The following is a 23,599-nucleotide window of genomic DNA, read 5'->3' on the forward strand; positions in this document are numbered from 1 at the left end:
AGTGGATCCGGTCAGTGATGGGTGGGGTGCGCGCTATCCTGTCTGAGGTCACGGGCCGACAAACCGTGGGCGGTGCGGAAGGCGCGGGCGAAGCTGGATTGCGAGGTGAACCCGGTGGCCTGCGCCACGTCCATCAGCGACATGTCGGTATCGGTCACCAGACGGCGGGCCTCGGCCATGCGTAGCTGCAGGTAGTAGTCCTGCGGCGTGGTGTTCAGGCGCAGGCGAAACTGCTGCTGCAGGGTGCGCGGGCTGGTGCCCAATCGGTCGGCGATATGGGCCAGTGGCAGCGGGTCGTCGAGGGCGGCCTCCATCAGGCTGTTGGCCATGGAGGTCAGCGCGGAGTGGTGGTTCGCCTTGGGTGTGTCTGTTTTGGTCTGGGCCGGAGCGCCTTCGTACAGGAACTGGTTTGAGACACGCGCGGCAAAGCCTGCGCCATGACGTGCGGCGATGATGTGCAGCATCATCTCGACCGCGGGAACAGCTCCGCCCGAGGTCAGACGGTTTTCTGAGATTGCGAAGCGGTTTGCCTGAACATCGACCTTGGGAAAACGGCTCGCGAAACTGTCAAGATCGTCCCAATGGGTGGTCGCGTTGTGACCATCGAGCAGACCAGCCTCGGCCAGCAGCCAGGGCCCTCCGTCTATGCCGGCCATGGTGGCACCCGTGGCCGCGATGCGCCGTAATCCCGCGAGAAGGCTGGGGGTTGCTTGGCGGGCCATTTGAAATCCGGCAACGACGATTATCAGATCGCAGCTTTGCAGACGGGCCAGCGGAATGCCAGGAACGGTGAGCGCGCTGGTCAGCAAAACCGGCTCGTCTGTCGGAGTCACATAGTCCCAATCAAAGGCCGGGCGATCGGCCAAACGGTTGGCCGCACGCATCGGATCCACGGCCGAGGCGAAGCTGAGCGTGCTGCATTCATCCAGCACCAAAAGCGCCGTTTTCAGGGCGCGATGTTCCGGTTGCAGTATGTTTTTTGCGGATTTCATCAAGTTCGATTCGCATTCTGACAAGTGTTTCCACAAGGCTGCGTCAGAGGCGGCGGTTGCGCAAATCGGAATCCGGGGAGAAGCCTGGGGAAAACTTTGGTCAAAACTGGGTATAACTTGGGGAAAACGTTTTTGCCCGGAAAATGGCAGGTATTCCATTGTTAGGAACCCGCCCATCAGACTGGGCCGGACACCGTGTTTCGATCGGCTGGCCAGCCGAATTGGCCCGCGAGCCGGATGGGCGGAGCGTGTTGATTTTGATGGCGCTACAAGCGCGTAGAGCTAGGGCGTCAGCCTTGATTCGGGCCTCGGATCTGGCGGATTGTGCGGCGGACGGCTTGCCAATCTTTGGCCTCTTGCGTGTTTCCCGCGGCCTCACATTCGCGCATCTTCTGAGCGGCTTCCGCCTCGGCCCGGTCGCCGTGCGCGGAATAGAGGGCGCGTGCATATTGAGCGGTTTGTAGTGCGTCCATTCTGATCATCCTCCGTAGAGTGTCTGCGCGTTCGCGGTGTCACTATACTACAGGATCTGAAAATCCGCACGTTTGAGGCGTCAGCCCTTTGCAATCTCGGCCCGCAACCCACGCAGGTATTCGGGGAAACGGCGGGCGGTCATTTCAGCCTCGCGGATCAGGGTGTCGAAATGTCGACTGAACACCTCGATCCGGTCGCGGTCGCGGAAGGCCATATAGTGGCTGCCCGCATAGAAGACGCAAAGAAGCGGGCCAAATATCGTGACAGGTGCGGAATACAGGCGTTTGGCATCGAACAGATAGATGCGCAGGCGGGGATAGTGCTGCTCGCTGAGGTCCAGAAGGTGGTCGATCTGTTCTAGACGCACTGGCAAAGGCAGGCCCTCGTAGTAGCCGGTTCCGAGAGCAAAGCTTCGGATCTCAAATAGGGGCATGGCGATCTCATAATCCGACTGGGCGCTACGCATCCAGGACAGGCGATCTTCGGACGCGCCGATTGCTTGATCTGCTGTACGGCCCAAATGAGGGGCGTATTCCCATTCGAGGATCGCGCGGGTCTTGAGCATATCGGGCAGGGTGGCGGGCACGTAACGGATTTTGTAGCCCGCAGCCTCTTGATGCCATTGGAAAATACGCTCATCGACAAGGGCACGGGGGGCTTCGGTCATGGTCAGAGAGCTCGCCAGCAGTTCCGCGGCGCTTTCGGGGCGATCTGACAGGCTTAGCAGCCAATCCGCTGAGACGCCCAGAGCAGAGGCGCAACTGCCGACCACATGGGCGTTGGGCAGGCGGGCGCCCTCATCGGTCAGTAGCTGTGATACGGTCGAGCGGTCGACACCGATATGTCGAGCGAGGGCGCTTTGGCTGACACTGGAGTCCTCCATCGCGCGGGAAAGTCGCTGGCGAAACTGCACTGCGCGAACTCTTTTGTCGATTTTATCTATCATAAGTAGATAAATATCACCTTTGATGATTTTTGTTAATCATATTCAGAATTCCCAACACGCCGCCCGTTGAGTAACGCTTTTGTGATAACAACAAAAAACGGGGTCCGGAATGGAAACGCGACGAAGATCTGTCGTGAAAGCACTCATTTGGAATGTGATGGGGTTGGTGATGATGACTCTGGTGGGCCTGATCGCCACCGGGTCAGTTGCCGTGGGCGGCGTGGTGGCGCTGGTCAATACCGCCATCGGTCTGACGCTTTACATTGTCTATGAGCGGGTCTGGGCGGGAATCTCATGGGGGCGTTATGGGGAAAGCTGAAACGCCCGAATGGGGCACATTGGCCCTGATCGCCGCATGTTACGCCGCCTGGTTGATTGCCACTTTCTACGTGGCAAGTTTGAGCCTGTGGCTCGCGATCCCGATGATGGGTGCGATTGCCGCCCTTCATTCCTCGCTGACGCATGAGGCGTTGCACGGACATCCGTTTCGCACCAAATGGCTAAACGAGGCACTGATGGTCCTGCCATTGACACTGTTCATTCCGTTCAACCGGTTTCGCGACTTGCACCTTGCGCATCATCAGGATTCGAACCTGACAGATCCCTATGATGACCCCGAAAGCAACTACCATGACCCAAAGGTCTGGGCGCAGCTGTCTGGATGGCAAAAGAGGCTGCTTGCCGCCAACAACACCCTGCTCGGGCGCATGGTGTTGGGGCCTGCGATCGGGCAGTTTATGTTTCTGCGGGACGAATGGAGCAGCCTGATCCGTGGAGACCGTTCGGTCGCCCTTGCATGGGCGCTGCATATCCCTGGAATTGCGGTGGTTCTGTGGGTCGTCGCGCACTCCTCCATGCCGATTTGGGCCTATGTCATGTCGGCCTATATTGGGTTGGGTCTTGTGAAGATCCGCACCTTCCTTGAACACCGAGCGCATGAGAAATCGCGCGCCCGCACGGTGATCGTCGAAGATCGCGGTTTGCTGGCTTTCCTGTTTCTGAACAACAACCTGCACGTGGTTCATCACATGAACCCATCGGCCGCTTGGTACGAACTACCCGCGCTCTATCAATCGGGCAAAGAGCGGTATCAGGACTGCAACGAGGCCTATGTCTACGCATCCTATGCCGAGATCTTTAGGGCGTATTTCTGGCGGGCGAAGGACCCGGTGCCGCATCCGCTCTGGCCAAAACCTTGATTTAACGACAGAACGGAGTTCATGAGTCTATGGATTCCAATCACCATCGCCGCTGCCGGTTTTCAGACGGTCCGGTTCATGCTGCAAAAATCGCTGAGCAGCGTGAAACTGTCTGCGGCCGGGGCGACCTTTGCGCGCTTTGCCTATTCCTTGCCTCTGGCCCTGTTGGGGCTGGTCGTGGCGATTCAGGTCACTGGCTTGAGCCTGCCAGATTTATCCGCGCGGTTCTGGGTGTTCGCGATCATCGGCGGCACATCGCAGATCCTTGCGACGATCTGTGTCGTCGCCCTGTTCAAGCAGCGCAATTTTGCCGTCGGTATCACGTTCAAGAAAACCGAAGTCATCCAAACCGCGATCGTTGGATTTGTGGTGCTGGGCGATCAGATCTCGACTGGGGCGTTGGGGGCGATTGTCGTGGGGCTGCTGGCGGTGCTGCTTTTGTCCAAAACACCCGGAGGGAACAGGGCTTGGTGGCAGCATCTGACCAATCGCGCCTCGCGACTTGGGTTGGGCTCGGGGGTGTTATTCGCCTTCTCCTCGGTCAGCTATCGCGGAGCCTCGCTTGAGCTAGGCGATATCGACGCGTGGTTTCGCGCGTTGGTCACGCTTGCCGCAGTGGTCACGTTCCAATTCGTCAGCATGGGGATTTGGCTGCTGTGGCGCGACCGGGCCGAGTTGCGCGCGGTCTGGAACACACGCCGAACCGGCGTGTTCGTTGGCCTGACCAGTCTCTGCGGTTCGTTCTGCTGGTTCTTCGCCTTCACCTTGCAGAATGCGGCCTATGTCAAAGCGCTGGGGCAGATCGAGCTATTGCTCAGCCTGCTTGCCTCGACCCTGTTTTTCCGTGAGATAATCACCCGGCGCGAGATCGCCGGGATGCTGTTGCTGGGCGCGTCGATTCTGGCGCTGGTGCTGTCGATCTAAGCGCCTGGGTGATTAGCCCGCGCGACGTTCATCAAAGCTGAGTGCGATGAAGCTGGGCAGATGATCGCCCATGCCGACAACCGCCGGGCCATGATCGCCCTTGCGGCCACGACCGCGACCCTTGGGTTCGCGCGGCTCGCGTTCTTTCTTGCCTTCGCTGCGCTTGCCTTCCGCCGCTTTGGCGGGTTTCTCGGCTTTCGGCTTCTCGGGCTTTGGTTCTTCCTTGACCGGGTTGTCGAGGCGCGGAATTTCCTTCTGGATCAGCTTTTCAATCGCGTCCAGAGCCTTTTCGTCACGACCCGAACAGATCGTCACGGCTTTGCCTTCACGTCCGGCACGGCCCGTGCGGCCGATGCGGTGAACATAGTCCTCGGCATGGCCGGGCACGTCGAAGTTGAACACATGGCTAACCGACGGGATATCCAGACCACGCGCCGCCACGTCTGAGGCAACCAGCAGGCGCAGTGAGCCATCGCGGAACCCGTCCAGCGTCTTCATCCGCTGCGACTGGTCCAGATCACCATGGATCGCGGCGGCGTTATAGCCATACTTCTTCAGCGATTTCGCGCAGATATCTACATCCGTCTTGCGGTTGCAGAAGATGATTGCGTTGGTGCATTTGTCGCCCTCGGCATCGATCAGCGCGCGCAGAACCTTGCGTTTTCCGCTGGCCTCGCGATCCCGGCGGCCGCCTTTGAACATCACTACGCCCTGTTCAATCGTCTCGGACGCGGTGGCCTGACGGGCGACTTCGATACGGGCGGGGGCGGACAGGAAAGTGTCGGTGATGCGTTCAATCTCGGACGCCATGGTGGCCGAGAAGAACAGCGTCTGGCGCGTGAAGGGGGTCAGCGAGAAGATGCGCTCGATATCGGGGATGAAGCCCATATCCAGCATCCGGTCGGCCTCATCCACGACCATGATCTGCACGCCGGTCAGCAGCAGCTTGCCGCGTTCGAAATGGTCCAGCAAACGGCCCGGAGTGGCGATCAGAACGTCTACGCCGCGGTCGATCAGGGCCTCTTGCTCTTTGAAGCTGACACCGCCGATCAGCAGCGCCTTGGTCAGTTTCAGATGCTTGGAATAGGTGTCGAAATTCTCGGCCACCTGCGCGGCCAATTCCCGTGTCGGGCACAGCACCAGCGAACGCGGCATCCGGGCTCGGGCGCGGCCACGGGCCAGCAGGGTGATCATCGGCAGCGTGAAGCTAGCGGTTTTCCCGGTGCCGGTCTGGGCGATGCCCAATACGTCGCGCCCTTCAAGCGCGGGTGGAATCGCGCCTTCCTGGATTGGAGTGGGGGTTTCGTATCCGGCTTCCTCAATGGCTTTGAGGACCTTCGGGTTCAGGTTCAGTTCGGTAAACTTTGTCATGTATGTCCGATTATTGCGGACACTTGACCTGGCCCGCGCGTCTGCGTCATGCCGGGTCAATCTGACCATGCGCACCATGCGCGTTTCGGCTTGAGGCGGGACATAACAAAAACGTGGGGCGGGGTCAAATGAACTGAAATCCCGACGGCGTCAACCGGCTGGAAATGGCATTTTTTGCAACAATTCAGCAGCTTCCGGGAAAGTGTTTCGCCACTTTTTCATCCAGATGCAACGGGCGGTGCCGGATCTGACCATGTGCCTCAAGCCGAGCACGGACGTTCGGGTCAGCGGCACTGAGTTCATCGTAAAATGCACGCAGCCCATCAACACCACTGGTAGACTCGATTTGGCTGAACAGCTCGTTCTTGTTCACGCCGCCTTGATCGCGGGGCAGGTTCGGGGACATGCCGGGTTTGTACGAGCCACGCTCCATCCGGAAACGGTAGTGCTTGAACCAATGCTCCCAACTCGGGGCGTGATGGTGGCACAGCTCCAGCCCTGGCAGCTCGAACTTGCAGGGCAGGAGGGTCTTGTCCTGAAACAGGTTGTGGATGCGAAAACTCAGCTTTTTCAGACCCGTGCGCACGATCAATTTGCCCTGCACATGGCTGAGGAACCCCCCAAGAACATGGGCGCCATAGGTGGGGTAAAGCGCCTGCACCAAAGCCTCGCGATCCGGGCTTTTGGGGATATGCGCTTTGTACAGGTCCTCGGCCCCCGCAATGGCCTCGATCGGGCGGACCCGAACGGCGGGGGTATCTGCGGGCACGGTATCCAGCAGCTCCGGGATGGGGGCGTCCGCCCACAGGAACTCATCCACATCAATATGCGCCAGCCAATCCAGATCGGTTTTGCGATAGGTATAGCTGGCATGGGTGGATTGGCGCACCTGATGCTTGCCCGGGCGCGTCCGGTTTCGGCCTACCCAGAAAGCGTCGTCGCAGAGTGTCACCTGCACCTTCGGGTGCTGCTCCAAATGGTGTTGCGCCTCAGGTTTGGGTTCATCGAGGTAGAGGTACAGCCGGTCGGCCCCCAGATCGAGGTGATGGCCCGCAAAACGCAGAATATCCTGCGCGGGCCCTCGCACCATGGAGACAACACCCCATGTGGTCATCGTCGCTGCATCCGGGCGAGACGGCGTTCGCGCATCTTTTTCAGGCGGCGAAAGACGGTTCCGGGGTCTTTGTTCAGCTCGACCATCAGGTGATCCGCCAGCGGGGCGATGGTCGGATCAGTCAGCGCCTTGGTCCAGATCGGCGCGATTAGCGACACGGCCAGCCCGCCTCGCTCCAGTGAGAAAGACTGCATCTGCAACGGCAGCGGAGCGGTGCTTTTGCCGCGAAACCAATGGGTTTCCTCGGGTCCGCGTTTGGAGAACAACCGCTCGAACTCATAGAGCTTCATCAGCCCGAATAGCATCCTAAGCGCCTGACCAACCTCGCGCTGCGTTGGGGTGTCGCCGTGATCAGCAAAGGTCTGAACGGACGAGACGAGCCAGCGCAGATCGAGCGCTCCAAGCAGATGCGGCGATTGCTCGGCCCAGAGCCGCCGAAACAAAGCGGGCGTGTGACGCGGGTATGAGCGTTTGCGCAGATTGGCGATTAGCTGGGCGTTCAGGAAAGCCAATTCCGAATTGCCCACGAACTCGGTGGCGATCTTGGCACGCTTCTGTTCCCACGCCGTGGCATCTTCTCTTTCGGGGGCGAGGGTCGCGCGTTCCGGCACGATCTGCTGCGCCAGTGCGTCCAGATCAACGTCCAGATCGGGCAGGGGGCGGGTGCCGAACACAAAAGGCGCGCGCCTGTTTTCCAGGATCTCCAGCATGTCAGGCAGGCCGCCGGGAAAGGTCAGGTCGTCATCGCTCATGCGGGCAGAATTGCACAGCCGGGATTGGCTGTGCAATCAGGCAGTTGGATCACACCATCATCTCTTTGGTGGCCGTCAAGTTCAGTGCCGGATAGTCACGCACGACCCGGTCGATATCCCATTGCAGGCGGGTCAGATAAACGATGTCGCCATCGTGGTCGTGAGCGATGTGCTGTTTGTTGGCGTTGACGAATTTCTCGACCTCGGCCTTTTCACCGCTGACCCAACGGGCCGAGGTGAACTGAGACGCCTCGAACCGAACCGGCAGGCCGTATTCCATCTCGATCCGGCTGGCCAGTACTTCGAATTGCAACGCGCCGACGACGCCCACGATAAAGCCCGAGCCGATCGAGGGTTTGAACACTTTGGCCGCGCCTTCTTCGGCAAACTGCATGAGCGCCTTTTCCAAATGCTTGGCCTTCATCGGATCGCCCGGACGGACGGTTTGCAGCAATTCCGGTGCAAAAGACGGGATGCCGGTCACGCGGATCGCCTCGCCCTCGGTAAGCGTATCGCCAATGCGCAGCTGGCCGTGGTTCGGGATGCCGATGATGTCCCCGGCCCAGGCTTCCTCAGCAAGTTCCCGGTCAGAGGCCAGAAACAGCACAGGGTTCGAGATCGCCATCGGCTTTTTCGACCGCACATGGGTCAGCTTCATGCCACGTTTGAAATGCCCCGAGGCCATACGCACAAAGGCCACGCGGTCGCGGTGCTTGGGATCCATATTAGCCTGAACCTTGAAGACAAACCCGGCGACCTTCTTTTCGTCCGGAGAGATCTGACGGGGTTCGGCCGATTGGATCTGCGGCTGCGGGCCATAGGCGCCGATGCCCTCCATCAGCTCTTTCACGCCGAACGAGTTGATCGCCGAGCCGAACCAGATCGGGGTCATGTGCCCCTCTAACACGGCCTGAGGGTCGAGCGCGGGCAGCAATTCACGCGCCATCTCGACCTCTTCCAGCAGCTTCTCCAGCAGTTGTTTGGGCACGTGTTCGGCCAGTTTCGGGTCGTCCAAACCGTCGATCTGGATGCTTTCAGCCACTTTGTTGCGGTCGGCGCGGTCCATCAGCTCCAGCCGGTCGCGCAGCATGTCGTAGCAGCCGATGAAATCGCGACCCACGCCGATGGGCCATGCGGCAGGCGTGACGTCGATCGCCAGCATTTCCTGAATTTCGTCGATGATCTCGAACGTATCGCGGCTTTCGCGGTCCATCTTGTTACAGAAGGTCAGGATCGGCAGATCGCGCAGGCGGCAGACTTCGAACAGCTTCTGCGTCTGGCTTTCGACACCTTTCGCACCGTCGATCACCATCACAGCGGCATCGACAGCGGTCAGTGTGCGATAGGTATCCTCCGAGAAGTCGCTGTGGCCGGGAGTGTCGACAAGGTTGAACCGGAAGTCCCCATAGTCGAACGACATCGCCGAGGCGGATACCGAGATGCCCCGGTCCTTTTCCATCTGCATGAAGTCAGACCGCGTGCGCCGCGCCTCACCCTTGGCGCGCACCTGACCAGCCATCTGGATCGCACCCCCGTACAGGAGGAACTTTTCGGTCAGCGTCGTTTTCCCCGCATCCGGGTGCGAGATGATGGCGAATGTCCGACGACGAGCGATCTCGGGCGGCAATACGGGTTGGTTCGAGGCGGTATCAAGCATGAGCGCGCGTATAGGCGGGGAAACCCGCCGAAGCAAGACAAACGGACTGGTTCGAATCGGCAAGCTGTGGCAAATAGAACATATAGTGAACAAATTATGGGAGTGAACCAATGGAATTGAAAGAGATTGCGAACGAGCTTGTGGCCGGTTGCCGCGAAAACCGGACCGCCGAAAATCTGGGTAAACTCTATGCCGCGGATGCTGTCTCGGCCGAGGCGGTAGATGACGTTGGCATGGGGCGTGAGGTCCAGGGTCTGGATGCCATTCGCGGCAAACATGAATGGTGGGACAGCGCGACAGAGGTCAGCCATGTCTCGGTCAGCGATCCGATGTTGCATGGCGACGACCGCTTTGCCGTAATTTTCGAGATCAAGGGCAAGTTCATAGAAAGCGGTGAGAATTTCGATATGAGCGAAGTGGGTGTCTACCACGTGGCCGATGGCAAAATTGTGAGGGAAGAGTTCTTCTACTAAGGCCTGTTGAATTCTGGTCTTCTCTGTCTGGCTGGTGCTAGACATGCGGGCAACAACAGACAGAGGGGATCAGAATGGATCTTGGAATTCGCGGCAAGCGTGCGTTGGTTTGTGCCAGCAGCAAAGGGCTTGGGCTGGGCTGTGCCGAGGCGTTGGCTGAAGCAGGCGTGGATCTGGTGATGAATGCGCGTGGTGCTGAGGCGCTTGAATCGGAGGCGGCGCGGTTGCGTGCGGACCATGGCGTCGCGGTTGAGACGGTGCCCTGCGATGTGACCTCAACCGAAGGTCAGGCGCAAGTGATCGAGGCCGCGCAAAGTGTTGATATTCTGGTCACAAATGCGGGCGGGCCGCCTCCGGGTTTGTGGTCGGACTGGGATCGTGAGGATTTCATCAAGGCACTGGATTCCAACATGCTGACGCCGATCGCTTTCATGAAAGCGCTGCTGCCAGGGATGATGGAAAAAGGCTGGGGGCGGGTGGTGAATATCACCTCGCAATCCGTGCGCGCGCCGATCCCGGCTCTGGGGTTGTCGAATGCGGCGCGCACCGGGCTGACCGGCTATGTGGCCGGAACGGCGCGTCAAGTCGCCCCGCAAGGTGTGACGATCAACAACCTGCTTCCGGGGATTCATGACACCGACCGCGCCTTGTCGCTGGATACCGGTGTGTCCAATCAACAGGGCATTTCGCTGGATGAGGCCCGCTCGGCCCGGTCCGCGACGATCCCGGCGCGTCGCTACGGCACGCGTCAAGAGTTCGGCGCGGCCTGCGCTTTCCTGTGTTCTCAACATGCGGGCTTTATCGTTGGGCAGAACATACTGCTGGATGGCGGCGCAACCAATTTGACGATGTAGGAATGGCACAGAATTTCTCTCTGAAGGACCAATTGTTCAACATGGAAAAGACCCGCTACCTAGCGGGTTTATTCCAGACGGCGGACCCGGACTTCGACGCCGATGCGTTCGAAGCGCAGGTTATGTCGCGCCTGTTGGATCTGGAGCTGAAAGAGAGAATGACCTGGATCGCCGATTGCCTGCAGCAGTCCTATCCGGGCAATTTGCCAGCGGTCGCGCCGTTGATCCTGCGCGCCTTGCCGCCGCCATTGGATCCCAGCAAGACAGATGACGATTTTGGCGATTTCATCTTTGCGCCACTTGGGGATTGGGTTGTCGCAGTTGGGGCCGAGCATCCAGAGCTGGCGTTGGATGTTCTGGAGGAGCTGACTCAACGCTTTTCGATGGAATGGGCGATCCGTCCATTCCTGAACAGCCATCCCGATCTGGTCTTGGCTCGGATGCAGCGTTGGAGCCAACACGACAGCTATCATGTGCGCCGTCTGGTCAGCGAGGGCACGCGGCCCCGCTTGCCATGGGGGCAGGCGGTGGGGCTCGCGCTGACCGACCCCTTGCCTTTGCTGGATGGTCTGCATCGGGACACAACGCGCTATGTAACCCGCTCGGTTGCGAACCATCTGAACGATATCACGAAAAAGGACCCCGATCTGGTTCTGGAATGCCTGCAGCGCTGGCGCGAGGCGGGTGAGCAAGAAGAGAAAGAGCTGGAGTGGATGGTCTCTCATACCCTGCGTGGGCTTGTTAAGGCCGGGCATCCGGGGGCGATGAAGATGCTGGGTTATGACCCGGACGCGGATGTCACTGCAATCATTTCTGTTGAGGGCGAGGCCCGGATCAATGGCGCGTTGGCGTTCTCGGTCGATTTGAAAGGGTCTGCTGATCAACCGGTCCTTGTAGATTATATCATTCACTTTCAACGCCCTAACGGGAAAACCTCAGCTAAGGTTCACAAGCTGAAACAGGCCGCGCTGAGGAACGGCGCATTGCGTTTGGACAAACGCTACAAGCTCAAAGGCAATGCGACCACGTTCAAACTGGTGCCGGGCGCGCATCGGCTTGAGGTTCAGGTGAACGGAAAAATCCGCGCCGGTGTCGATTTCGAGCTGCTTGCGGAATAGCTGATCCCTTGCGCCGGACGGGCGGGGTTGCTATCCCCGCTCAAGCCCGATGGAATTGATCGGGAAAGGCAACAGGACCCATCTGTGACAGGCAACACACCTCTTCCTCGTTTGGAAATTCGCAATATGATCCGCCGGTTCGAAGGTCGGGTTGTGGTGGATGACGTCTCGCTGACGGTCGAGGCGGGGCGGGTGACCTGCCTGCTTGGGCCGTCCGGCTGCGGCAAATCCACGACATTGCGGATGATCGCCGGGGTCGAGATGCAGGATTCAGGTGAAATCTATGTCGACGGCAAACTGATCTGTGACACGGTGTTCCGTGTCCCACCAGAACGCCGCGAGATTGGCTTGATGTTTCAGGACTTTGCCCTGTTCCCGCATCTCAGCGTGGCCGACAACGTGAGTTTCGGCCTGAAGGGTAGCAAGGATCAGAAACGTGCGCGGGTCGAGGAACTGCTGACCAAAGTCGATCTGATGCGGTTCATCGACGGGTTCCCGCATCAACTCTCAGGCGGTGAACAGCAGCGGGTGGCTTTGGCGCGCGCTCTGGCCCCGCGCCCCCGGATCATGCTGATGGACGAGCCGTTCTCGGGTCTCGATAACCGTCTGCGCGACGGTATCCGGGATGAAACGCTCGCGATCCTGAAAGAGGAAGACGCCGCCGTTCTGCTGGTCACCCATGAGCCGGAAGAGGCTATGCGCATGGCTGATGAGATCGCCCTCATGCGGGGCGGCAAGATCGTGCAACAAGGCGCGCCGTACAATGTCTACACGCGGCCAGCGGACAAAGCGGCCGTCGCGTTCTTCAGTGATGTCAACGTGTTGCAGGCGCAAGTGAATGGCGCCTTGGCCGAGACCCCGTTCGGACAATTCCTGGCGCCGGGCTTTCCGGACGGTACCGATGTCGAGATCGTTTTCCGCCCCCAACACCTCCGGCTGGATTTCGACCGAAACGGCAAAGGGCCTTTGCCCACGGCGACAGACGGCGTCGCCGCGCGCGGCGTGGTTGAGCGGGCCCGGTTCCTGGGCAATGAAAGCCTGGTCGAGTTTCGGATGGACTATGACGGCTCGATCCTCAAGGCGACCGTTCCGAACGTGTTTGTCCCCGCGCCTGGGCGGGCGATGTGGCTGACCATCCGACGCGACCGCTGTTTCGTTTTCCCTAGATAGAGCGCAATTTCCCCACAAGTGGTGCGCGAAAGCCGCAGATTGCGGGCCTGCATTGCTTGCCGCAAGGCGGGGTCAGGTCTATCAAGGGCGAAACGCGGGGGTGGGACGGTCATGCGTATTCTGATTACCAATGATGACGGCATCAATGCGCCGGGGCTGATCACGCTTCAGGCGATCGCAAAGGATCTGTCCGGACCTGACGGTGAGGTCTGGGTCGTGGCCCCAGCATTCGAGCAATCCGGTGTCGGCCACTGCATAAGCTACACCCATCCCATGATGGTCGCCAAACTGGATGAGCGGCGTTTTGCGGCCGAGGGCTCTCCGGCGGATTGTGTTTTGGCGGGCCTGCATGACGTGATGAAGGATTGCCCGCCCGATTTGGTGTTATCTGGCGTGAACCGGGGCAACAACTCGGCTGAAAATACGCTTTATTCCGGGACTATTGGCGGCGCGATGGAGGCCGCTTTGCAGGGCGTGCCGGCCATTGCCTTGTCACAATATTTCGGCCCGCGCAATCTGGGGCTCGAGGATCCGTTCGAGGCCGCCAGTCGCTTTGGCGCCGATCTGGTGCGCCGGATTCTGGACGCGACCCCTGCAGATCAAGGCGACTACCGGCTGTTCTACAATGTGAATTTCCCGCCCGTTCCCGCCGACGAAGTTCTGGGCACCCGCGTTGCCCCGCAAGGGTTCCGCCGCGATACGCATTTCTCGGTCGAGCCGCACAGTTCGCCCTCGGGGCGGCGGTTTCTGTGGATCAAGGGCGGATACCAGCACAACCCGACCGCGCCCGGCACGGACGCGGCGGTCAATCTGGAAGGCTATATCTCGGTCACGCCGATGCGCGCGGATCTGACCGCGCATGACACGCTAGAGGCATTGAAGTCGATCGAATGAGTGGACTGGACCCAGAAACCGTCATGCAGTTCCTGTTCGCCCTGCGAAAGCGAGGCGTGACCGATGCGCGTGTCCTGGCCGCGATGGAAGCGGTCGACCGGGGGCGCTTCGTCACCGGCCTGTTCGCCGACCGCGCTTACGAGGATATGCCGCTGCCCATCGCCTGCGGTCAGACGATCAGCCAGCCCTCGGTGGTGGGGTTGATGACACAGGCACTGGATGTGCGTCCGCGTGACACTGTTCTCGAGATCGGGACCGGGTCGGGGTATCAGGCGGCGATCCTCGCGAAACTGGCGCGTCGCGTTTACACGGTTGAACGGCACAGGCGGCTTGTTAGCGAGACCGGCAAGCTGTTTGCCGAACTGGGGCTGACCAATGTCACGTCGATGCTGTCGGATGGCTCGTTCGGTTTGCCGGAACAGGCACCCTTTGATCGGATCATCGTGACCGCGGCGGCTGAGGACCCGCCAGGCCCGCTCTTGGCGCAGCTGAAAATCGGGGGTATCATGGTGCTACCCGTCGGGCAGTCGGATGCGGTGCAGCAGTTGATCAAGGTGACGCGCACCGAGACCGGTCTGGACTATGATGAATTGACGTCGGTTCGGTTCGTGCCGTTGCTTGAAGGGCTTGGCAAGGACGAGACGTAACAGGTTTTTTGGAATGGATCGCCGGAACCCCGGATAACAGGGGCAGGTGTTGAGGACAAAAGTCATGAGAGCAGTTACCAAATCAACGATGCGCCGTTGTGCGACAGGAGTTGCGGCTCTGGCCATTCTGGCCGGGTGCGAGGGGCCGTTGGATTACGACCTGCGCGGACAACTCGGCGGGTTTTCCACCACGGATGCGGCGCAATCCGCCACCACCAGCCGCCCTACGCCCGACGCGCGCGGGGTGATCACCTATCCGAACTATCAGGTCGCCGTGGCACGCCGGGGCGATACCGTCCGCGATGTGGCGGCCCGGGTCGGCCTGCCAGAAGGTGAGCTGTCGCGGTTCAACGGTTTGCAGACAACCGACACGCTGCGCGAGGGCGAGGTTCTGGCCCTACCGCGATCTGTTGGCGCGTCAAGCGGCGTGGATATTGCCTCAATCGCTGGAAACGCCATTGATCAGGCCCCGGATACGGGCGGGGTGCAGACGACGGTGCTGAAGCCGGTCGAACCGGCGCCAACGCCTGCGCCGGTCGCTTCTGGTCCAGAGCCGGTGCGCCACAAGGTGAAGCGGGGCGAGACGGCCTTTACCATCTCGCGTCTCTATCAGGTGCCGGTTGAAGCTCTGGGAGAGTGGAACGGGTTGGGCCCGGATTTCGCCATTCGTGAGGGGCAGTATTTGCTGATTCCGGTGAAGAACCAGGCCGCCCCGCGTCAGGCGGCGGCAGCGGCTCCGGTCGCTGCGACTGAGGTGACGCAGCCGGGGCAGGGTTCTCCGACGCCGACACCGCCGAGTGCGACCCAGCCGCTACCGGATGAGCAGGTCGCGCCGCTGGCCGAGGCTCCCGAGGCGCCGGATGTCACAGCTGAAGCGCCGACCAGAAGTTCCGGCAATTCCGCGCTGTCCTTGCCGGTCGCGGGCAATATTATCCGGACATATGACAAGGGTAAAAACGAAGGCATCGATATCGCGGCCGCTCCGGGCACGTCGGTCACTGCAGCCGAGGCAGGCACAGTGGCGGCGATTACCGCAGATGCCGATCAGGTACCGATCATCGTTGTGAAGCATAACAATGACTTGCTGACGGTTTACGCCAATGTTGAGGATATCACCGTCAAGAAAGGTGACCGCGTGCGGCGAGGGCAGAAACTGGCGGAACTGCGCGGCGGAGACAATGCATATGTGCATTTCGAAGTCCGCAAAGGCTTCGAGTCGGTTGATCCTGAGCCCTATCTGAGGTGACTTGAATGGCCCGTTCCGGGCCATGCCTCCGGCGGGGATATTTTTAGCCAGATGAAGGGCGGATCACCCGTGTGGATCGAAGTCACTTAGGCGTTTCCCCGGCTCGTCTGTGAATAGCTCGGGCAGGGGTGTGACGGTTTCGATCAGGTCGATGCGAAAAACGCGAAAGCCGTTGCGCAGCTCGCACCATGCGGTGAGGGTCCAGACGCGGCCCCAATACTCCATATGGAGGGGGCGGATGGCGCGTTCGGTCAAGGTGCCGTCGATGCGGCGGTATGACAAGTGCAGCTTCTGGCGGGATTTGATGGCGGCGCGGAGCGGGGCCATATGTGCCAATCCGCGCGCGGCATCGGCGAAGGGGTAGACTGCGAATTTCCAAGTATCGGCCTCGGCCACAACCTGCGTGGGCAGTACAGCGTCAATCTTTTCTGCAAGTGACTCGGCCGCGGCTTTCAGGTCCGGGTCAGCTGCTTCGGCGACGATGGCCATCCCGAGGTTCAGTGCCTCAAGCTCGGCCGTGGTCAGGTTGAGCGGGGGCAGGGTGATCTGCTCGCGAACCATGTAACCCACGCCGCGTTCGCCTTCAACGGGAACACCCGAGGCGACCAGCGTGTCCATGTCGCGATAGATCGTGCGGACCGACACCTCGAGCCGGTCCGCGATGTCCTGCGCGCGGTGTAGTTTACCGTCGCGCAGGATTTGAATGATGTCGAACAGGCGATCAGTGCGGCGCATGATACGCCGTTCTGACCTGCGTCAGGTCATGTTCCATAGCACTGTCTCATGCCGCATCTGCAGGCTTTCGGGGTTGATGGCCGCCATCAGGGCCGGTGCAAACTCCTGTTGCGGGAATTCTGCAGCCGCCGTCTGAGCAGCGTTCATATCTTGCCAAACGACATAGTCCGTCCAGCGACCGTCTTCCCCTTGGCTGAGGTGGCGGTGGGCAAAGCCGGGTGCTGCGCGCACGAAGCTCTCGGTCGACTGGCTGAGTTTGACGAAGGCCTCGGGTGAGGTGCCCTCGGCCAGGGTGAAGGTGACGATTTCGGCGACATGGGTCATGTGTTTCTCCGTTGACCAGGTTGCGATACCGCTGTCCTAGCCCGTTACAACTGACATAAACCTGTCAGTTGAGAAAAGCGAGAGCTATGAATCCGCAAGATCACATCAAATTTGCCGCCCGAATTGGCTCGATCACCTTTTGAGAACGCGGATTGCCGCGTAAACACTGGGTCAGAAAAGGGTTCAGGCGCAGTGCGCCTTTGAGAAGGAGAAAAAACATGCTCAACAATATCGGACTTCCCGGCCTGCTGCTGATCGCTGTTGTGGTGCTGGTGCTGTTTGGCCGCGGAAAAATCAGCTCGCTGATGGGTGAGGTTGGCAAGGGCATCACCTCGTTCAAGAAAGGCGTCAAGGAAGGCGCGGACGAGCTGGAGCAGGATGCAGCCGAAGTGGCCAAGGACGTCACGCCCGAAACCGAGAAAGACAAGGTCTAAACCCGGATGTTTGATCTGGGCTGGACCGAACTTCTGGTCATCGGCATCGTTGCCCTGATTGTGGTTGGGCCGAAAGACCTGCCCGTGCTGTTTCGCAATGTCGGTCGGTTTGTCGGCAAGGCCCGCGGGATGGCGCGCGAATTCACCAGCGCCATGAACGAGGCTGCTGATCAGGCAGGTGTGAACGAGATCAAGAAGGGCCTGAACGCGGCCACGAACCCCGTGAACAGCGCGATGGACGGTGTGAAAAAGGCCGCCCAGGATCTCAGCAGCAGTATCGACCCTACCAAGTTCGATCCTGAAAGCGAAACGGGCAAGCTGGCGGCTGAGCGGGCTGAACAGGCCAAAAAGATTCAAGCCACAACCGCCCGCGCTGCTGCCGAGCGAAAGGCCAAAGAAGCCGCTGACGCGCTGGCCAAGGCCGAAGAGGCCGAAGCCGCGCTGAACACTGAGAACAAGACATGAGCAAGACCGACGAAATCGAAGACAGCTCGGCCCCGCTGATCGAGCATCTGGCTGAGTTGCGCACACGACTCATTCACTGCGTCGTAGCGTTTTTGATCGGTATGATCATCTGTTTCACGGTTGCGACGCCTCTTTTCAACTTCCTGACGCATCCTTTGTGTGAGGTGTTGAATGAGCGTGGGCAGGATTGCGGGCTGATCTTCATCTCGCCGCAGGAAGGTTTCTTTGTTGCGATCAAGGTGTCACTTCTGGGGGGCTTCATTCTGGCGTTCCCCTATATCGGGATGCAGATGTGGCGCTTTGTTGCTCCGGGGCTTTATAGGTCCGAGAAGAACGCTTTTTTGCCGTTCATGTTGGCCTCGCCCTTCATGTTCCTGTTGGGGGCAAGCTTCGCGTTCTACGTCGTAACGCCTTTGGCCTATGACTTTTTTCTCGGGTTCCAGCAATTTGGTGCGGAAGGCGAGGCCGTCGTGGATGGCGCCACCTCTGCACCGCTCAGCGTGGTGTTCCAAGGCTCCGCTCAGGAATACCTGAACCTGACGATCAAGTTCATCGTGGCCTTCGGGCTGTGTTTCCAACTGCCCGTGTTGCTGACGCTGATGGGCAAGGCGGGGCTGGTCACGGCTGAGGGGCTGGGTAGTGTACGCAAATACGCGGTGGTTGCCATTCTGGTGCTTGCTGCGCTTGTGACGCCTCCCGACGTGATCACACAGATCATTCTGTTCGTAGTAGTCTACGGCCTTTATGAGGTGTCGATCTTCCTTGTGGCGCGTGTCGAAAAGAAACGCGAAGAACAACTCCGCGCGGATGGCTACTATGATGATGAGGCCGAAGCGGATGAGGACCTGATGCAGGAAGAAGACGGGAAGTAATCTCCTGCTGTTTTCAATACAGGCGCGCCCATGACAGGCGCGCCTTTTTCGTTGGAACCCCTTGTTGCCAAAAGCCGAACGTGGTTTGACACCGGTGGAATAAGACCCCGGAGGCCGCCATGGATACCCAAGCCCTGAATCGTATCGCCGACGCGCTAGAGCGCATGGCTCCGGCCCCTCTGGCGGCTCCGGACTTCAATGCAGCGCCGGCTTTCGTCTGGCAGGTTGAGCCAGACCGGCTTGAGCCTGTCCCTCAGGTCAACCGCGTGGATCTGGAACTGTTGGTGGGTATCAACCGTTCGCGCGATACGCTGTTGGACAACACAAGGCGCTTTGCGGCGGGGTACAAGGCCAACAACGCACTGCTCTGGGGCGCGCGGGGGATGGGGAAATCCAGCCTCGTGAAGGCCGTCCACGGCACACTGCAAACCGAGTACGCGAACCTGAAACTGGTGGAACTTCAACGCGAAGACATGAACTCGGTCGCGCGCCTGTTGAACCACCTGCGCGCAGCGCCGCACCGGTTCATCCTGTTCTGTGACGACCTGTCGTTCAGCCATGATGACCAGCACTATAAGTCGCTCAAGGCCGTCTTGGATGGCGGTATAGAAGGTCGACCCGAAAACGTTGTTTTCTATGCCACCTCCAACCGCCGCCACCTGATGCCACGGGACATGATCGAGAACGAACGCTCCAGCGCCATCAACCCGTCGGAAGCGGTCGAAGAAAAGGTCTCACTGTCCGACCGGTTCGGGCTTTGGCTCGGCTTCCACCCCTGTGATCAGGATGAATATCTGGCCATGATCGACCGTTACTGCGCCGCCTATAATGTGTCAGTTGACCCGGACACCCTGCGCGCGGAAGCCATCGAATGGCAGGCGACGCGCGGGTCACGCTCGGGCCGTGTTGCGTGGCAATTCTTCGTCGATCTCGCCGGGCGCAACGGCATCCATATCGCGTGATCCCAGCTTCATCTGGCTAAAAATATCCCCGCCGGAGGCATGGCCCGACGGGCCATTCCCTACAACCGCGCCAGAATCCGAGCCGCCTCATCCGCTGTGCTGGTTAGCACATCGCGATCCTCACCGGGGTGAAACCGCGCGCGCACGGCTGTCGGCATCGGGGCAGGCTCCACAATCGAAACCTTGGGTCCAGTTCGTTCCGTCTCAACCTGCCAACTGCGCGCCAGAGCCATCTGGGCGGCCTTGGTGGCGCCGTAGATGCCGTAGAACTTCTCGCCCGCTTTGGGGTCATCAAAGAACACGGCATGCCCGGCCTCACCCAACAGAGGTGTCACATAAGGGATCAGAACCGAGGTGGCGTTGGCGTTGGTGTTCATCGCCTTTGTCCACTCTTTGGGATCAACAAAATGCGCCGGTGTGAGGGCCGAGGTGTGGACGGCCGTGTGCAGCCACAAATCCACTTTGCCCCAGCGATCATGAATGCCCCGGCACAGGGTGGCCATCGCGTTGGGATCGGTGATGTCCATCGGCGCAAGGGTGGCCGAGCCACCCTTGGCTTTTATCCGGTCGTCCAGCTCTTCCAACCCGCCGGTGGTGCGGGCGACGGCGACGATGTGGTACTCGGGGGCCAGTGCCTCGGCCAGGGCTGCGCCCAACCCGCGAGAGGCCCCAGTGACGAGGGCAATTTTGGTGGCAATTTTGGTCTGATCGGTCATGGCAGCGGTTTGAACGCCCGCGCGCGGGTCGTCAAGAGGGCGCTAGCCCCCCGGAATTCCAATCCGGCGGGTCTGGCCGCTTTGTCGCAGCATGATCCCGTGTTCATCAATGGCAACGACCGTCCCCGACGCCACGCGGCTTCCTGGCTTGACCTCCTTTACACGCCCCGATGACAAGCGCATCAACGCGCGCAGGTCGGCTTTCGGGCCAAAAACACCCAGAACCGAGACCGAATTTCTTTTCAACGCGCCCCGCTGCGTGGCCGCGCTTTTGACATTGGCATTTGGCATTTTCTGCGGCTCGAACCCGGTTCGAACCCCTTGTGTGAGTGGTGGTGAAGCGCTGCCTACCAAACCGCAAAGTAAATCAAAAGATCACCCCGCTCGCATTGGGTCACGGCGGGGTGAGGGGGCCGGAAGCCTTTGCAATCAGGTCATTCCTATCGGCAAAATCCAGCCAAAGCCGTGGCGATGCCCAAGGCCTGTGTTGTTTTCTGATTCGCGTTGTCTCTTTAGCCCGACGCCAGTTTCGCCGCGTTCCACGACCCACCGACAACCTGCATGTCTTCGCGCTTTTTGCTGACGCGGGTGCTGTTTTCGAGACTGTCGAGATAGTCACCGCTGACACTGCCGGTGATGTAGTTTCCGTCAAAGCAGGAACAGTCGAAGGCCTCGATCTCGGGGTTGCCTTCTTTGGCGGCCCAGATCAGATCGTCGAGGTTCTGATAGAACAGAGCATCCGCGCCCAGTTCTTCGCGAATCTCTTCGATCTCTTTGCCATTGGCGATCAGCTCATGCTTGGTGGGCATGTCGATGCCATAGACATTGGGGTATTTCACCGGGGGCGAGGCGCTGGCGATATAGACCTTCTTGGCTCCGGCCTCACGACACATCTGAACGATCTTCTTGATCGTATTGCCGCGCACGATCGAGTCGTCGATCAGCAGGACATTGTGATCCTTGAACTCCAGCGGAATGGCGTTCAGCTTGCGGCGCACGGATTTCTGACGCTCTTCCTGACCGGGCATGATGAATGTTCGGCCGACATAGCGGTTCTTCACCAGACCTTCGCGATAGGGGATGCCGGTGATCTTGGCAGCCTCAAGCGCCACGGGGCGGGCGCTATCAGGAACCGGGATGATCCGGTCGATCTGAAGACCCGAGTCCTGGATCTGTTTCGCCAGCGTTTGCCCCATACGCATCTGGGTTTTGTAGACCGAGACGCCGTCCAGCAGGGAATCCGGACGGGCGAGGTAGACATATTCGAAGATACAGGGCGTCAGCTTGCCTTCAACGGCCTGAAACTCGTGCATATTGCCGTCCAAATCGATCAGGATAGCCTCGCCCGGGTTCAGGTCACGAATCTTGGTAAAGCCGTTGATACCAAAGGCCACATCCTCGGAGGCGAAGGCGTAGTCATTGCCATCGCCCTCGGTCTCGCGGATTGCGACCGAAAGCGGACGAATGCCGTGCGGGTCGCGGAAGGCCAGCATGCCCACACCTGCAACAAGGCAGATGACCGAGTAGGCACCCTGTACACGCTCCATCGTCATCTTCACGCCGGCAAAGATGTTGCGAATGGGTTCGGCATTGCCATTCACCTTGATCGCGTCGGCCACCTTGTCGGCCAGAACGTTCAGCAGGATCTCGGAATCTGACGTGGTGCGCAGGTGACGGCTGTACTTTCCGGTGACTTTTTCGCGCTGCTCAGCCGTGTTAGTGATGTTGCCGTTATGGACCAGATAAATCCCGTAAGGCGCGTTGACGAAAAAGGGCTGCGCCTCGGACGCACTGAGCGACCCTGCCGTGGGATAGCGCACATGCCCCATGCCGACCTTACCCAGAAGTGTCTCAGCATCCGTCGCGTTGAACACGTCCTTGACCAGACCGTTGGCTTTTTTCTCGCGAAAGAACTCACCGTTATATGTGACGATCCCCGAGGCATCCTGACCCCGGTGCTGCAGCATCAGCAGCCCGTCATAGATTTCCGCAAACACATCATGTGTCCGGCTTGCGATCCCCAAAATCCCACACATGTACGGGCTCCAATTTCTATGACGTTTTGACCAGAGGGTTGAGTGACTGCCGGATAGGGAGGGGTCGTACCGTTCGTATCTTGCAGGCCAAACGGTGCATCCTCACCGCATTGCAGGCAGATGAACATTGAAAGGACAAACCCGACAGCTCCGATTCCGTGGCAGTTTGGCCTCCACATACTGCCTTAGAACGCGGCTGTCATCAAAGGATCACATTTCTACAGACAGCAGTTCCGATTTCTTCAGTTGCGGCGTGGTGACATATGAATTCATTTGTGCTGACATAACTGGGATTTCATCGCGGATCTTATCGGGGAGGGGGCCAGAATGTGGCAGGAACGCTCACCAAACAAGAAAGATGAGCCGCCAAAAAGGCGCTGCCATCGGTGCCGTGGTATGGGGCGTGCGCCGTGCCCGATCTGCAATGGGGCAGGTGAAGTGGTCAAAAGCCGTGATATTCTGGGTAAACCGATTTCCAGCCGCTGTGATGGCTGTCTCGGTTTGAAAACCACTCGCTGTACGGTCTGCGGGGGTGAGGGGTTCGTTCAATGAAAAAAGCCCGGCGCTAGGCCGGGCTTTTCGAATAACATTCTGTATGAATTAGCTGTCGGTGGTTTCCGCAGCAGGGGCCGTGTCGCCTGCGGTGCAGCTGGCCACCAGCTCTTCGTATTGTGCCGTGACCCAACCCAGTGCTGCCTCGGGGTTTTGTTCTTCGATCTGGGTGCTGAACTGTTCGAACACCTTGGCCGAGCGGCTTTCGTCTACAAGCGTGTAGGACTGGCCGGTCATCACGGTGTCGTAGACAAAGAACGCGATAGCGACCAGCAGGATGCCCCGCGCTATGCCGAAGAAGAAGCCAAGCGCCTGATCCAGACCACCCAGTGCCGACCGTTGCACCAGCGATGAAAATAGCGGCGTGAAAATGCTGACGATGATCAGGGCGATTGCAAACACGGCTGCAAAGCCGGTGATGACGGACAATTCGCAGCTGTCGCGCAGGAAGTCTCCGACCACCGGGATTTCCTTGACCAGTGGCACGGCCTGCGGCGCGAAGATGAATGCCAGAACGGCTGCTGCCACCCAGCCCGCGATGGCAAGAACCTCGCGCATGAAACCGCGCGAATAGGCCAGAATGCCTGACAGCACGATGATCAGGGCCACAACCCCGTCAATAATTGTAAAACCTTCCATGGCCCTCGCCTGTTCTTTTTCTGCCCCTCAGGG

The 23,599-nt window shown here is 59.6% G+C and carries 28 protein-coding genes; 15 read left to right on the forward strand and 13 right to left on the reverse strand.

The features are described 5' to 3' along the window. Positions 1-11 precede the first annotated feature (11 nt). The 3 genes from ACXAH8_RS02160 to ACXAH8_RS02170 form a co-directional block, all read right to left on the reverse strand. Positions 12-992: a GlxA family transcriptional regulator gene (locus tag ACXAH8_RS02160; RefSeq protein ID WP_475215682.1), complete on the reverse strand. Its 981-nt coding sequence runs from the start codon at positions 990-992 to the stop codon at positions 12-14. Between the two features lie 290 nt (positions 993-1,282). Beyond that, positions 1,283-1,465 (reverse strand): hypothetical protein, encoded by a 183-nt coding sequence (locus ACXAH8_RS02165; RefSeq protein ID WP_170373905.1) that lies wholly within the window; start codon positions 1,463-1,465, stop codon positions 1,283-1,285. 80 nt (positions 1,466-1,545) lie between these two features. Beyond that, positions 1,546-2,412, reverse strand: coding sequence for a helix-turn-helix domain-containing protein (locus ACXAH8_RS02170; protein ID WP_475215684.1), 867 nt, complete (start codon positions 2,410-2,412; stop codon positions 1,546-1,548). Between the two features lie 109 nt (positions 2,413-2,521). Between ACXAH8_RS02170 and ACXAH8_RS02175 the strand changes: the two genes are divergently transcribed. The 3 genes from ACXAH8_RS02175 to ACXAH8_RS02185 are packed head-to-tail and all read left to right on the forward strand — an operon-like array spanning position 2,522 to position 4,535. Then, complete coding sequence (locus ACXAH8_RS02175) at positions 2,522-2,731, forward strand: DUF2061 domain-containing protein (RefSeq protein WP_475215686.1); 210 nt, start codon at positions 2,522-2,524, stop codon at positions 2,729-2,731. After that, a complete protein-coding gene (locus tag ACXAH8_RS02180; protein ID WP_475215688.1) occupies positions 2,718-3,611 on the forward strand; it encodes a fatty acid desaturase in 894 nt (297 codons plus the stop codon). Before ACXAH8_RS02175 ends, ACXAH8_RS02180 begins: the two co-directional genes overlap by 14 nt. A gap of 21 nt (positions 3,612-3,632) precedes the next feature. After that, on the forward strand, positions 3,633-4,535 hold the full coding sequence (locus ACXAH8_RS02185; RefSeq protein ID WP_475215690.1) for an EamA family transporter: 903 nt from the start codon (positions 3,633-3,635) through the stop codon (positions 4,533-4,535). A 12-nt stretch (positions 4,536-4,547) separates the two neighbouring features. On the opposite strand, the gene ACXAH8_RS02190 is transcribed toward ACXAH8_RS02185, so the two are convergent. From ACXAH8_RS02190 to ACXAH8_RS02205, 4 genes are all read right to left on the reverse strand, one after another. Then, entirely contained in the window at positions 4,548-5,906 is a 1,359-nt protein-coding gene (locus tag ACXAH8_RS02190) for a DEAD/DEAH box helicase (RefSeq protein WP_475215692.1), read from the reverse strand. A 184-nt stretch (positions 5,907-6,090) separates the two neighbouring features. Next, positions 6,091-7,020 carry a glycosyltransferase family 2 protein gene (locus ACXAH8_RS02195; RefSeq protein ID WP_475215694.1) on the reverse strand — a complete coding sequence of 310 codons (930 nt, stop codon included), beginning with the start codon at positions 7,018-7,020 and terminating at the stop codon, positions 6,091-6,093. Beyond that, a complete protein-coding gene (locus ACXAH8_RS02200) occupies positions 7,017-7,772 on the reverse strand; it encodes a hypothetical protein (protein ID WP_475215696.1) in 756 nt (251 codons plus the stop codon). The genes ACXAH8_RS02195 and ACXAH8_RS02200 overlap by 4 nt, the downstream gene beginning before the upstream one ends. Positions 7,773-7,821: 49 nt before the next feature. After that, positions 7,822-9,429, reverse strand: coding sequence for a peptide chain release factor 3 (locus ACXAH8_RS02205; protein ID WP_475215698.1), 1,608 nt, complete (start codon positions 9,427-9,429; stop codon positions 7,822-7,824). Positions 9,430-9,539: 110 nt separating this feature from the next. On the opposite strand from ACXAH8_RS02205, the gene ACXAH8_RS02210 reads away from it, so the two are divergent. The 7 genes from ACXAH8_RS02210 (at position 9,540) to ACXAH8_RS02240 (ending at position 15,831) form a co-directional block, all read left to right on the forward strand. Beyond that, positions 9,540-9,902 (forward strand): SnoaL-like domain-containing protein, encoded by a 363-nt coding sequence (locus ACXAH8_RS02210; RefSeq protein ID WP_170373896.1) that lies wholly within the window; start codon positions 9,540-9,542, stop codon positions 9,900-9,902. A gap of 74 nt (positions 9,903-9,976) precedes the next feature. Then, the gene (locus ACXAH8_RS02215; RefSeq protein WP_475215700.1) at positions 9,977-10,756 is read left to right on the forward strand and encodes an SDR family oxidoreductase; all 780 of its coding nucleotides are present in this window, start codon (positions 9,977-9,979) and stop codon (positions 10,754-10,756) included. Between the two features lie 2 nt (positions 10,757-10,758). Further along, positions 10,759-11,874 (forward strand): hypothetical protein, encoded by a 1,116-nt coding sequence (locus ACXAH8_RS02220; protein WP_475215702.1) that lies wholly within the window; start codon positions 10,759-10,761, stop codon positions 11,872-11,874. A gap of 126 nt (positions 11,875-12,000) precedes the next feature. Further along, a complete protein-coding gene (locus ACXAH8_RS02225) occupies positions 12,001-13,044 on the forward strand; it encodes an ABC transporter ATP-binding protein (protein ID WP_247748213.1) in 1,044 nt (347 codons plus the stop codon). A gap of 111 nt (positions 13,045-13,155) precedes the next feature. After that, complete coding sequence (gene surE / locus ACXAH8_RS02230; protein WP_170665005.1) at positions 13,156-13,938, forward strand: 5'/3'-nucleotidase SurE; 783 nt, start codon at positions 13,156-13,158, stop codon at positions 13,936-13,938. Then, positions 13,935-14,585, forward strand: a complete 651-nt coding sequence (locus ACXAH8_RS02235) for a protein-L-isoaspartate(D-aspartate) O-methyltransferase (protein WP_170373891.1) — start codon at positions 13,935-13,937, stop codon at positions 14,583-14,585. The genes surE and ACXAH8_RS02235 overlap by 4 nt, the downstream gene beginning before the upstream one ends. A 64-nt stretch (positions 14,586-14,649) precedes the next feature. Then, complete coding sequence (locus ACXAH8_RS02240) at positions 14,650-15,831, forward strand: peptidoglycan DD-metalloendopeptidase family protein (RefSeq protein WP_419738084.1); 1,182 nt, start codon at positions 14,650-14,652, stop codon at positions 15,829-15,831. A 63-nt stretch (positions 15,832-15,894) separates the two neighbouring features. Here ACXAH8_RS02240 and ACXAH8_RS02245 read toward each other — a convergent pair whose 3' ends face one another. Further along, on the reverse strand, positions 15,895-16,566 hold the full coding sequence (locus ACXAH8_RS02245) for a helix-turn-helix transcriptional regulator (protein WP_170548317.1): 672 nt from the start codon (positions 16,564-16,566) through the stop codon (positions 15,895-15,897). Positions 16,567-16,587: 21 nt separating this feature from the next. Continuing rightward, positions 16,588-16,890, reverse strand: coding sequence for a hypothetical protein (locus tag ACXAH8_RS02250; RefSeq protein WP_475215705.1), 303 nt, complete (start codon positions 16,888-16,890; stop codon positions 16,588-16,590). Positions 16,891-17,108: 218 nt separating this feature from the next. Between ACXAH8_RS02250 and ACXAH8_RS02255 the strand changes: the two genes are divergently transcribed. From ACXAH8_RS02255 to ACXAH8_RS02270, 4 genes are all read left to right on the forward strand, one after another. Then, positions 17,109-17,324 (forward strand): twin-arginine translocase TatA/TatE family subunit, encoded by a 216-nt coding sequence (locus ACXAH8_RS02255; protein WP_170373887.1) that lies wholly within the window; start codon positions 17,109-17,111, stop codon positions 17,322-17,324. Between the two features lie 6 nt (positions 17,325-17,330). Then, positions 17,331-17,789, forward strand: a complete 459-nt coding sequence (gene tatB / locus ACXAH8_RS02260; protein WP_170548320.1) for a Sec-independent protein translocase protein TatB — start codon at positions 17,331-17,333, stop codon at positions 17,787-17,789. Beyond that, entirely contained in the window at positions 17,786-18,661 is an 876-nt protein-coding gene (tatC, locus tag ACXAH8_RS02265; RefSeq protein ID WP_170483497.1) for a twin-arginine translocase subunit TatC, read from the forward strand. Before tatB ends, tatC begins: the two co-directional genes overlap by 4 nt. Before the next feature lie 119 nt (positions 18,662-18,780). Next, complete coding sequence (locus tag ACXAH8_RS02270) at positions 18,781-19,623, forward strand: ATP-binding protein (protein WP_475215708.1); 843 nt, start codon at positions 18,781-18,783, stop codon at positions 19,621-19,623. A 59-nt stretch (positions 19,624-19,682) separates the two neighbouring features. On the opposite strand, the gene ACXAH8_RS02275 is transcribed toward ACXAH8_RS02270, so the two are convergent. The 3 genes from ACXAH8_RS02275 to purF form a co-directional block, all read right to left on the reverse strand. Then, positions 19,683-20,339 carry an SDR family NAD(P)-dependent oxidoreductase gene (locus ACXAH8_RS02275; RefSeq protein ID WP_475215711.1) on the reverse strand — a complete coding sequence of 219 codons (657 nt, stop codon included), beginning with the start codon at positions 20,337-20,339 and terminating at the stop codon, positions 19,683-19,685. A gap of 42 nt (positions 20,340-20,381) precedes the next feature. Next, on the reverse strand, positions 20,382-20,630 hold the full coding sequence (locus tag ACXAH8_RS02280) for a hypothetical protein (RefSeq protein WP_170373882.1): 249 nt from the start codon (positions 20,628-20,630) through the stop codon (positions 20,382-20,384). Between the two features lie 221 nt (positions 20,631-20,851). Beyond that, on the reverse strand, positions 20,852-22,375 hold the full coding sequence (gene purF, locus ACXAH8_RS02285; protein ID WP_170373881.1) for an amidophosphoribosyltransferase: 1,524 nt from the start codon (positions 22,373-22,375) through the stop codon (positions 20,852-20,854). A 358-nt stretch (positions 22,376-22,733) separates the two neighbouring features. Here purF and ACXAH8_RS02290 point away from each other — a divergent pair, with 358 nt between their 5' ends. Continuing rightward, positions 22,734-22,880, forward strand: coding sequence for a hypothetical protein (locus ACXAH8_RS02290; protein ID WP_475215713.1), 147 nt, complete (start codon positions 22,734-22,736; stop codon positions 22,878-22,880). A gap of 95 nt (positions 22,881-22,975) precedes the next feature. On the opposite strand, the gene ACXAH8_RS02295 is transcribed toward ACXAH8_RS02290, so the two are convergent. Then, the gene (locus tag ACXAH8_RS02295) at positions 22,976-23,566 is read right to left on the reverse strand and encodes a CvpA family protein (protein ID WP_475215715.1); all 591 of its coding nucleotides are present in this window, start codon (positions 23,564-23,566) and stop codon (positions 22,976-22,978) included. Positions 23,567-23,599: the final 33 nt, after the last annotated feature.

The sequence above is a fragment of the Ruegeria sp. ABV3_008 genome, from assembly GCF_056161185.1.

What these genes read in the sequence shown, in the direction of transcription:
- ACXAH8_RS02160 (WP_475215682.1), bottom strand. Translation starts at nt 992, where the DNA reads ATGAAATCCGCAAAAAACATACTGCAACCGGAACATCGCGCCCTGAAA.
- ACXAH8_RS02165 (WP_170373905.1), bottom strand. Translation starts at nt 1,465, where the DNA reads ATGGACGCACTACAAACCGCTCAATATGCACGCGCCCTCTATTCCGCG.
- ACXAH8_RS02170 (WP_475215684.1), bottom strand. Translation starts at nt 2,412, where the DNA reads ATGATAGATAAAATCGACAAAAGAGTTCGCGCAGTGCAGTTTCGCCAG.
- ACXAH8_RS02175 (WP_475215686.1), top strand. Translation starts at nt 2,522, where the DNA reads ATGGAAACGCGACGAAGATCTGTCGTGAAAGCACTCATTTGGAATGTG.
- ACXAH8_RS02180 (WP_475215688.1), top strand. Translation starts at nt 2,718, where the DNA reads ATGGGGAAAGCTGAAACGCCCGAATGGGGCACATTGGCCCTGATCGCC.
- ACXAH8_RS02185 (WP_475215690.1), top strand. Translation starts at nt 3,633, where the DNA reads ATGAGTCTATGGATTCCAATCACCATCGCCGCTGCCGGTTTTCAGACG.
- ACXAH8_RS02190 (WP_475215692.1), bottom strand. Translation starts at nt 5,906, where the DNA reads ATGACAAAGTTTACCGAACTGAACCTGAACCCGAAGGTCCTCAAAGCC.
- ACXAH8_RS02195 (WP_475215694.1), bottom strand. Translation starts at nt 7,020, where the DNA reads ATGACCACATGGGGTGTTGTCTCCATGGTGCGAGGGCCCGCGCAGGAT.
- ACXAH8_RS02200 (WP_475215696.1), bottom strand. Translation starts at nt 7,772, where the DNA reads ATGAGCGATGACGACCTGACCTTTCCCGGCGGCCTGCCTGACATGCTG.
- ACXAH8_RS02205 (WP_475215698.1), bottom strand. Translation starts at nt 9,429, where the DNA reads ATGCTTGATACCGCCTCGAACCAACCCGTATTGCCGCCCGAGATCGCT.
- ACXAH8_RS02210 (WP_170373896.1), top strand. Translation starts at nt 9,540, where the DNA reads ATGGAATTGAAAGAGATTGCGAACGAGCTTGTGGCCGGTTGCCGCGAA.
- ACXAH8_RS02215 (WP_475215700.1), top strand. Translation starts at nt 9,977, where the DNA reads ATGGATCTTGGAATTCGCGGCAAGCGTGCGTTGGTTTGTGCCAGCAGC.
- ACXAH8_RS02220 (WP_475215702.1), top strand. Translation starts at nt 10,759, where the DNA reads ATGGCACAGAATTTCTCTCTGAAGGACCAATTGTTCAACATGGAAAAG.
- ACXAH8_RS02225 (WP_247748213.1), top strand. Translation starts at nt 12,001, where the DNA reads ATGATCCGCCGGTTCGAAGGTCGGGTTGTGGTGGATGACGTCTCGCTG.
- surE (WP_170665005.1), top strand. Translation starts at nt 13,156, where the DNA reads ATGCGTATTCTGATTACCAATGATGACGGCATCAATGCGCCGGGGCTG.
- ACXAH8_RS02235 (WP_170373891.1), top strand. Translation starts at nt 13,935, where the DNA reads ATGAGTGGACTGGACCCAGAAACCGTCATGCAGTTCCTGTTCGCCCTG.
- ACXAH8_RS02240 (WP_419738084.1), top strand. Translation starts at nt 14,650, where the DNA reads ATGAGAGCAGTTACCAAATCAACGATGCGCCGTTGTGCGACAGGAGTT.
- ACXAH8_RS02245 (WP_170548317.1), bottom strand. Translation starts at nt 16,566, where the DNA reads ATGCGCCGCACTGATCGCCTGTTCGACATCATTCAAATCCTGCGCGAC.
- ACXAH8_RS02250 (WP_475215705.1), bottom strand. Translation starts at nt 16,890, where the DNA reads ATGACCCATGTCGCCGAAATCGTCACCTTCACCCTGGCCGAGGGCACC.
- ACXAH8_RS02255 (WP_170373887.1), top strand. Translation starts at nt 17,109, where the DNA reads ATGCTCAACAATATCGGACTTCCCGGCCTGCTGCTGATCGCTGTTGTG.
- tatB (WP_170548320.1), top strand. Translation starts at nt 17,331, where the DNA reads ATGTTTGATCTGGGCTGGACCGAACTTCTGGTCATCGGCATCGTTGCC.
- tatC (WP_170483497.1), top strand. Translation starts at nt 17,786, where the DNA reads ATGAGCAAGACCGACGAAATCGAAGACAGCTCGGCCCCGCTGATCGAG.
- ACXAH8_RS02270 (WP_475215708.1), top strand. Translation starts at nt 18,781, where the DNA reads ATGGATACCCAAGCCCTGAATCGTATCGCCGACGCGCTAGAGCGCATG.
- ACXAH8_RS02275 (WP_475215711.1), bottom strand. Translation starts at nt 20,339, where the DNA reads ATGACCGATCAGACCAAAATTGCCACCAAAATTGCCCTCGTCACTGGG.
- ACXAH8_RS02280 (WP_170373882.1), bottom strand. Translation starts at nt 20,630, where the DNA reads ATGCCAAATGCCAATGTCAAAAGCGCGGCCACGCAGCGGGGCGCGTTG.
- purF (WP_170373881.1), bottom strand. Translation starts at nt 22,375, where the DNA reads ATGTGTGGGATTTTGGGGATCGCAAGCCGGACACATGATGTGTTTGCG.
- ACXAH8_RS02290 (WP_475215713.1), top strand. Translation starts at nt 22,734, where the DNA reads ATGAGCCGCCAAAAAGGCGCTGCCATCGGTGCCGTGGTATGGGGCGTG.
- ACXAH8_RS02295 (WP_475215715.1), bottom strand. Translation starts at nt 23,566, where the DNA reads ATGGAAGGTTTTACAATTATTGACGGGGTTGTGGCCCTGATCATCGTG.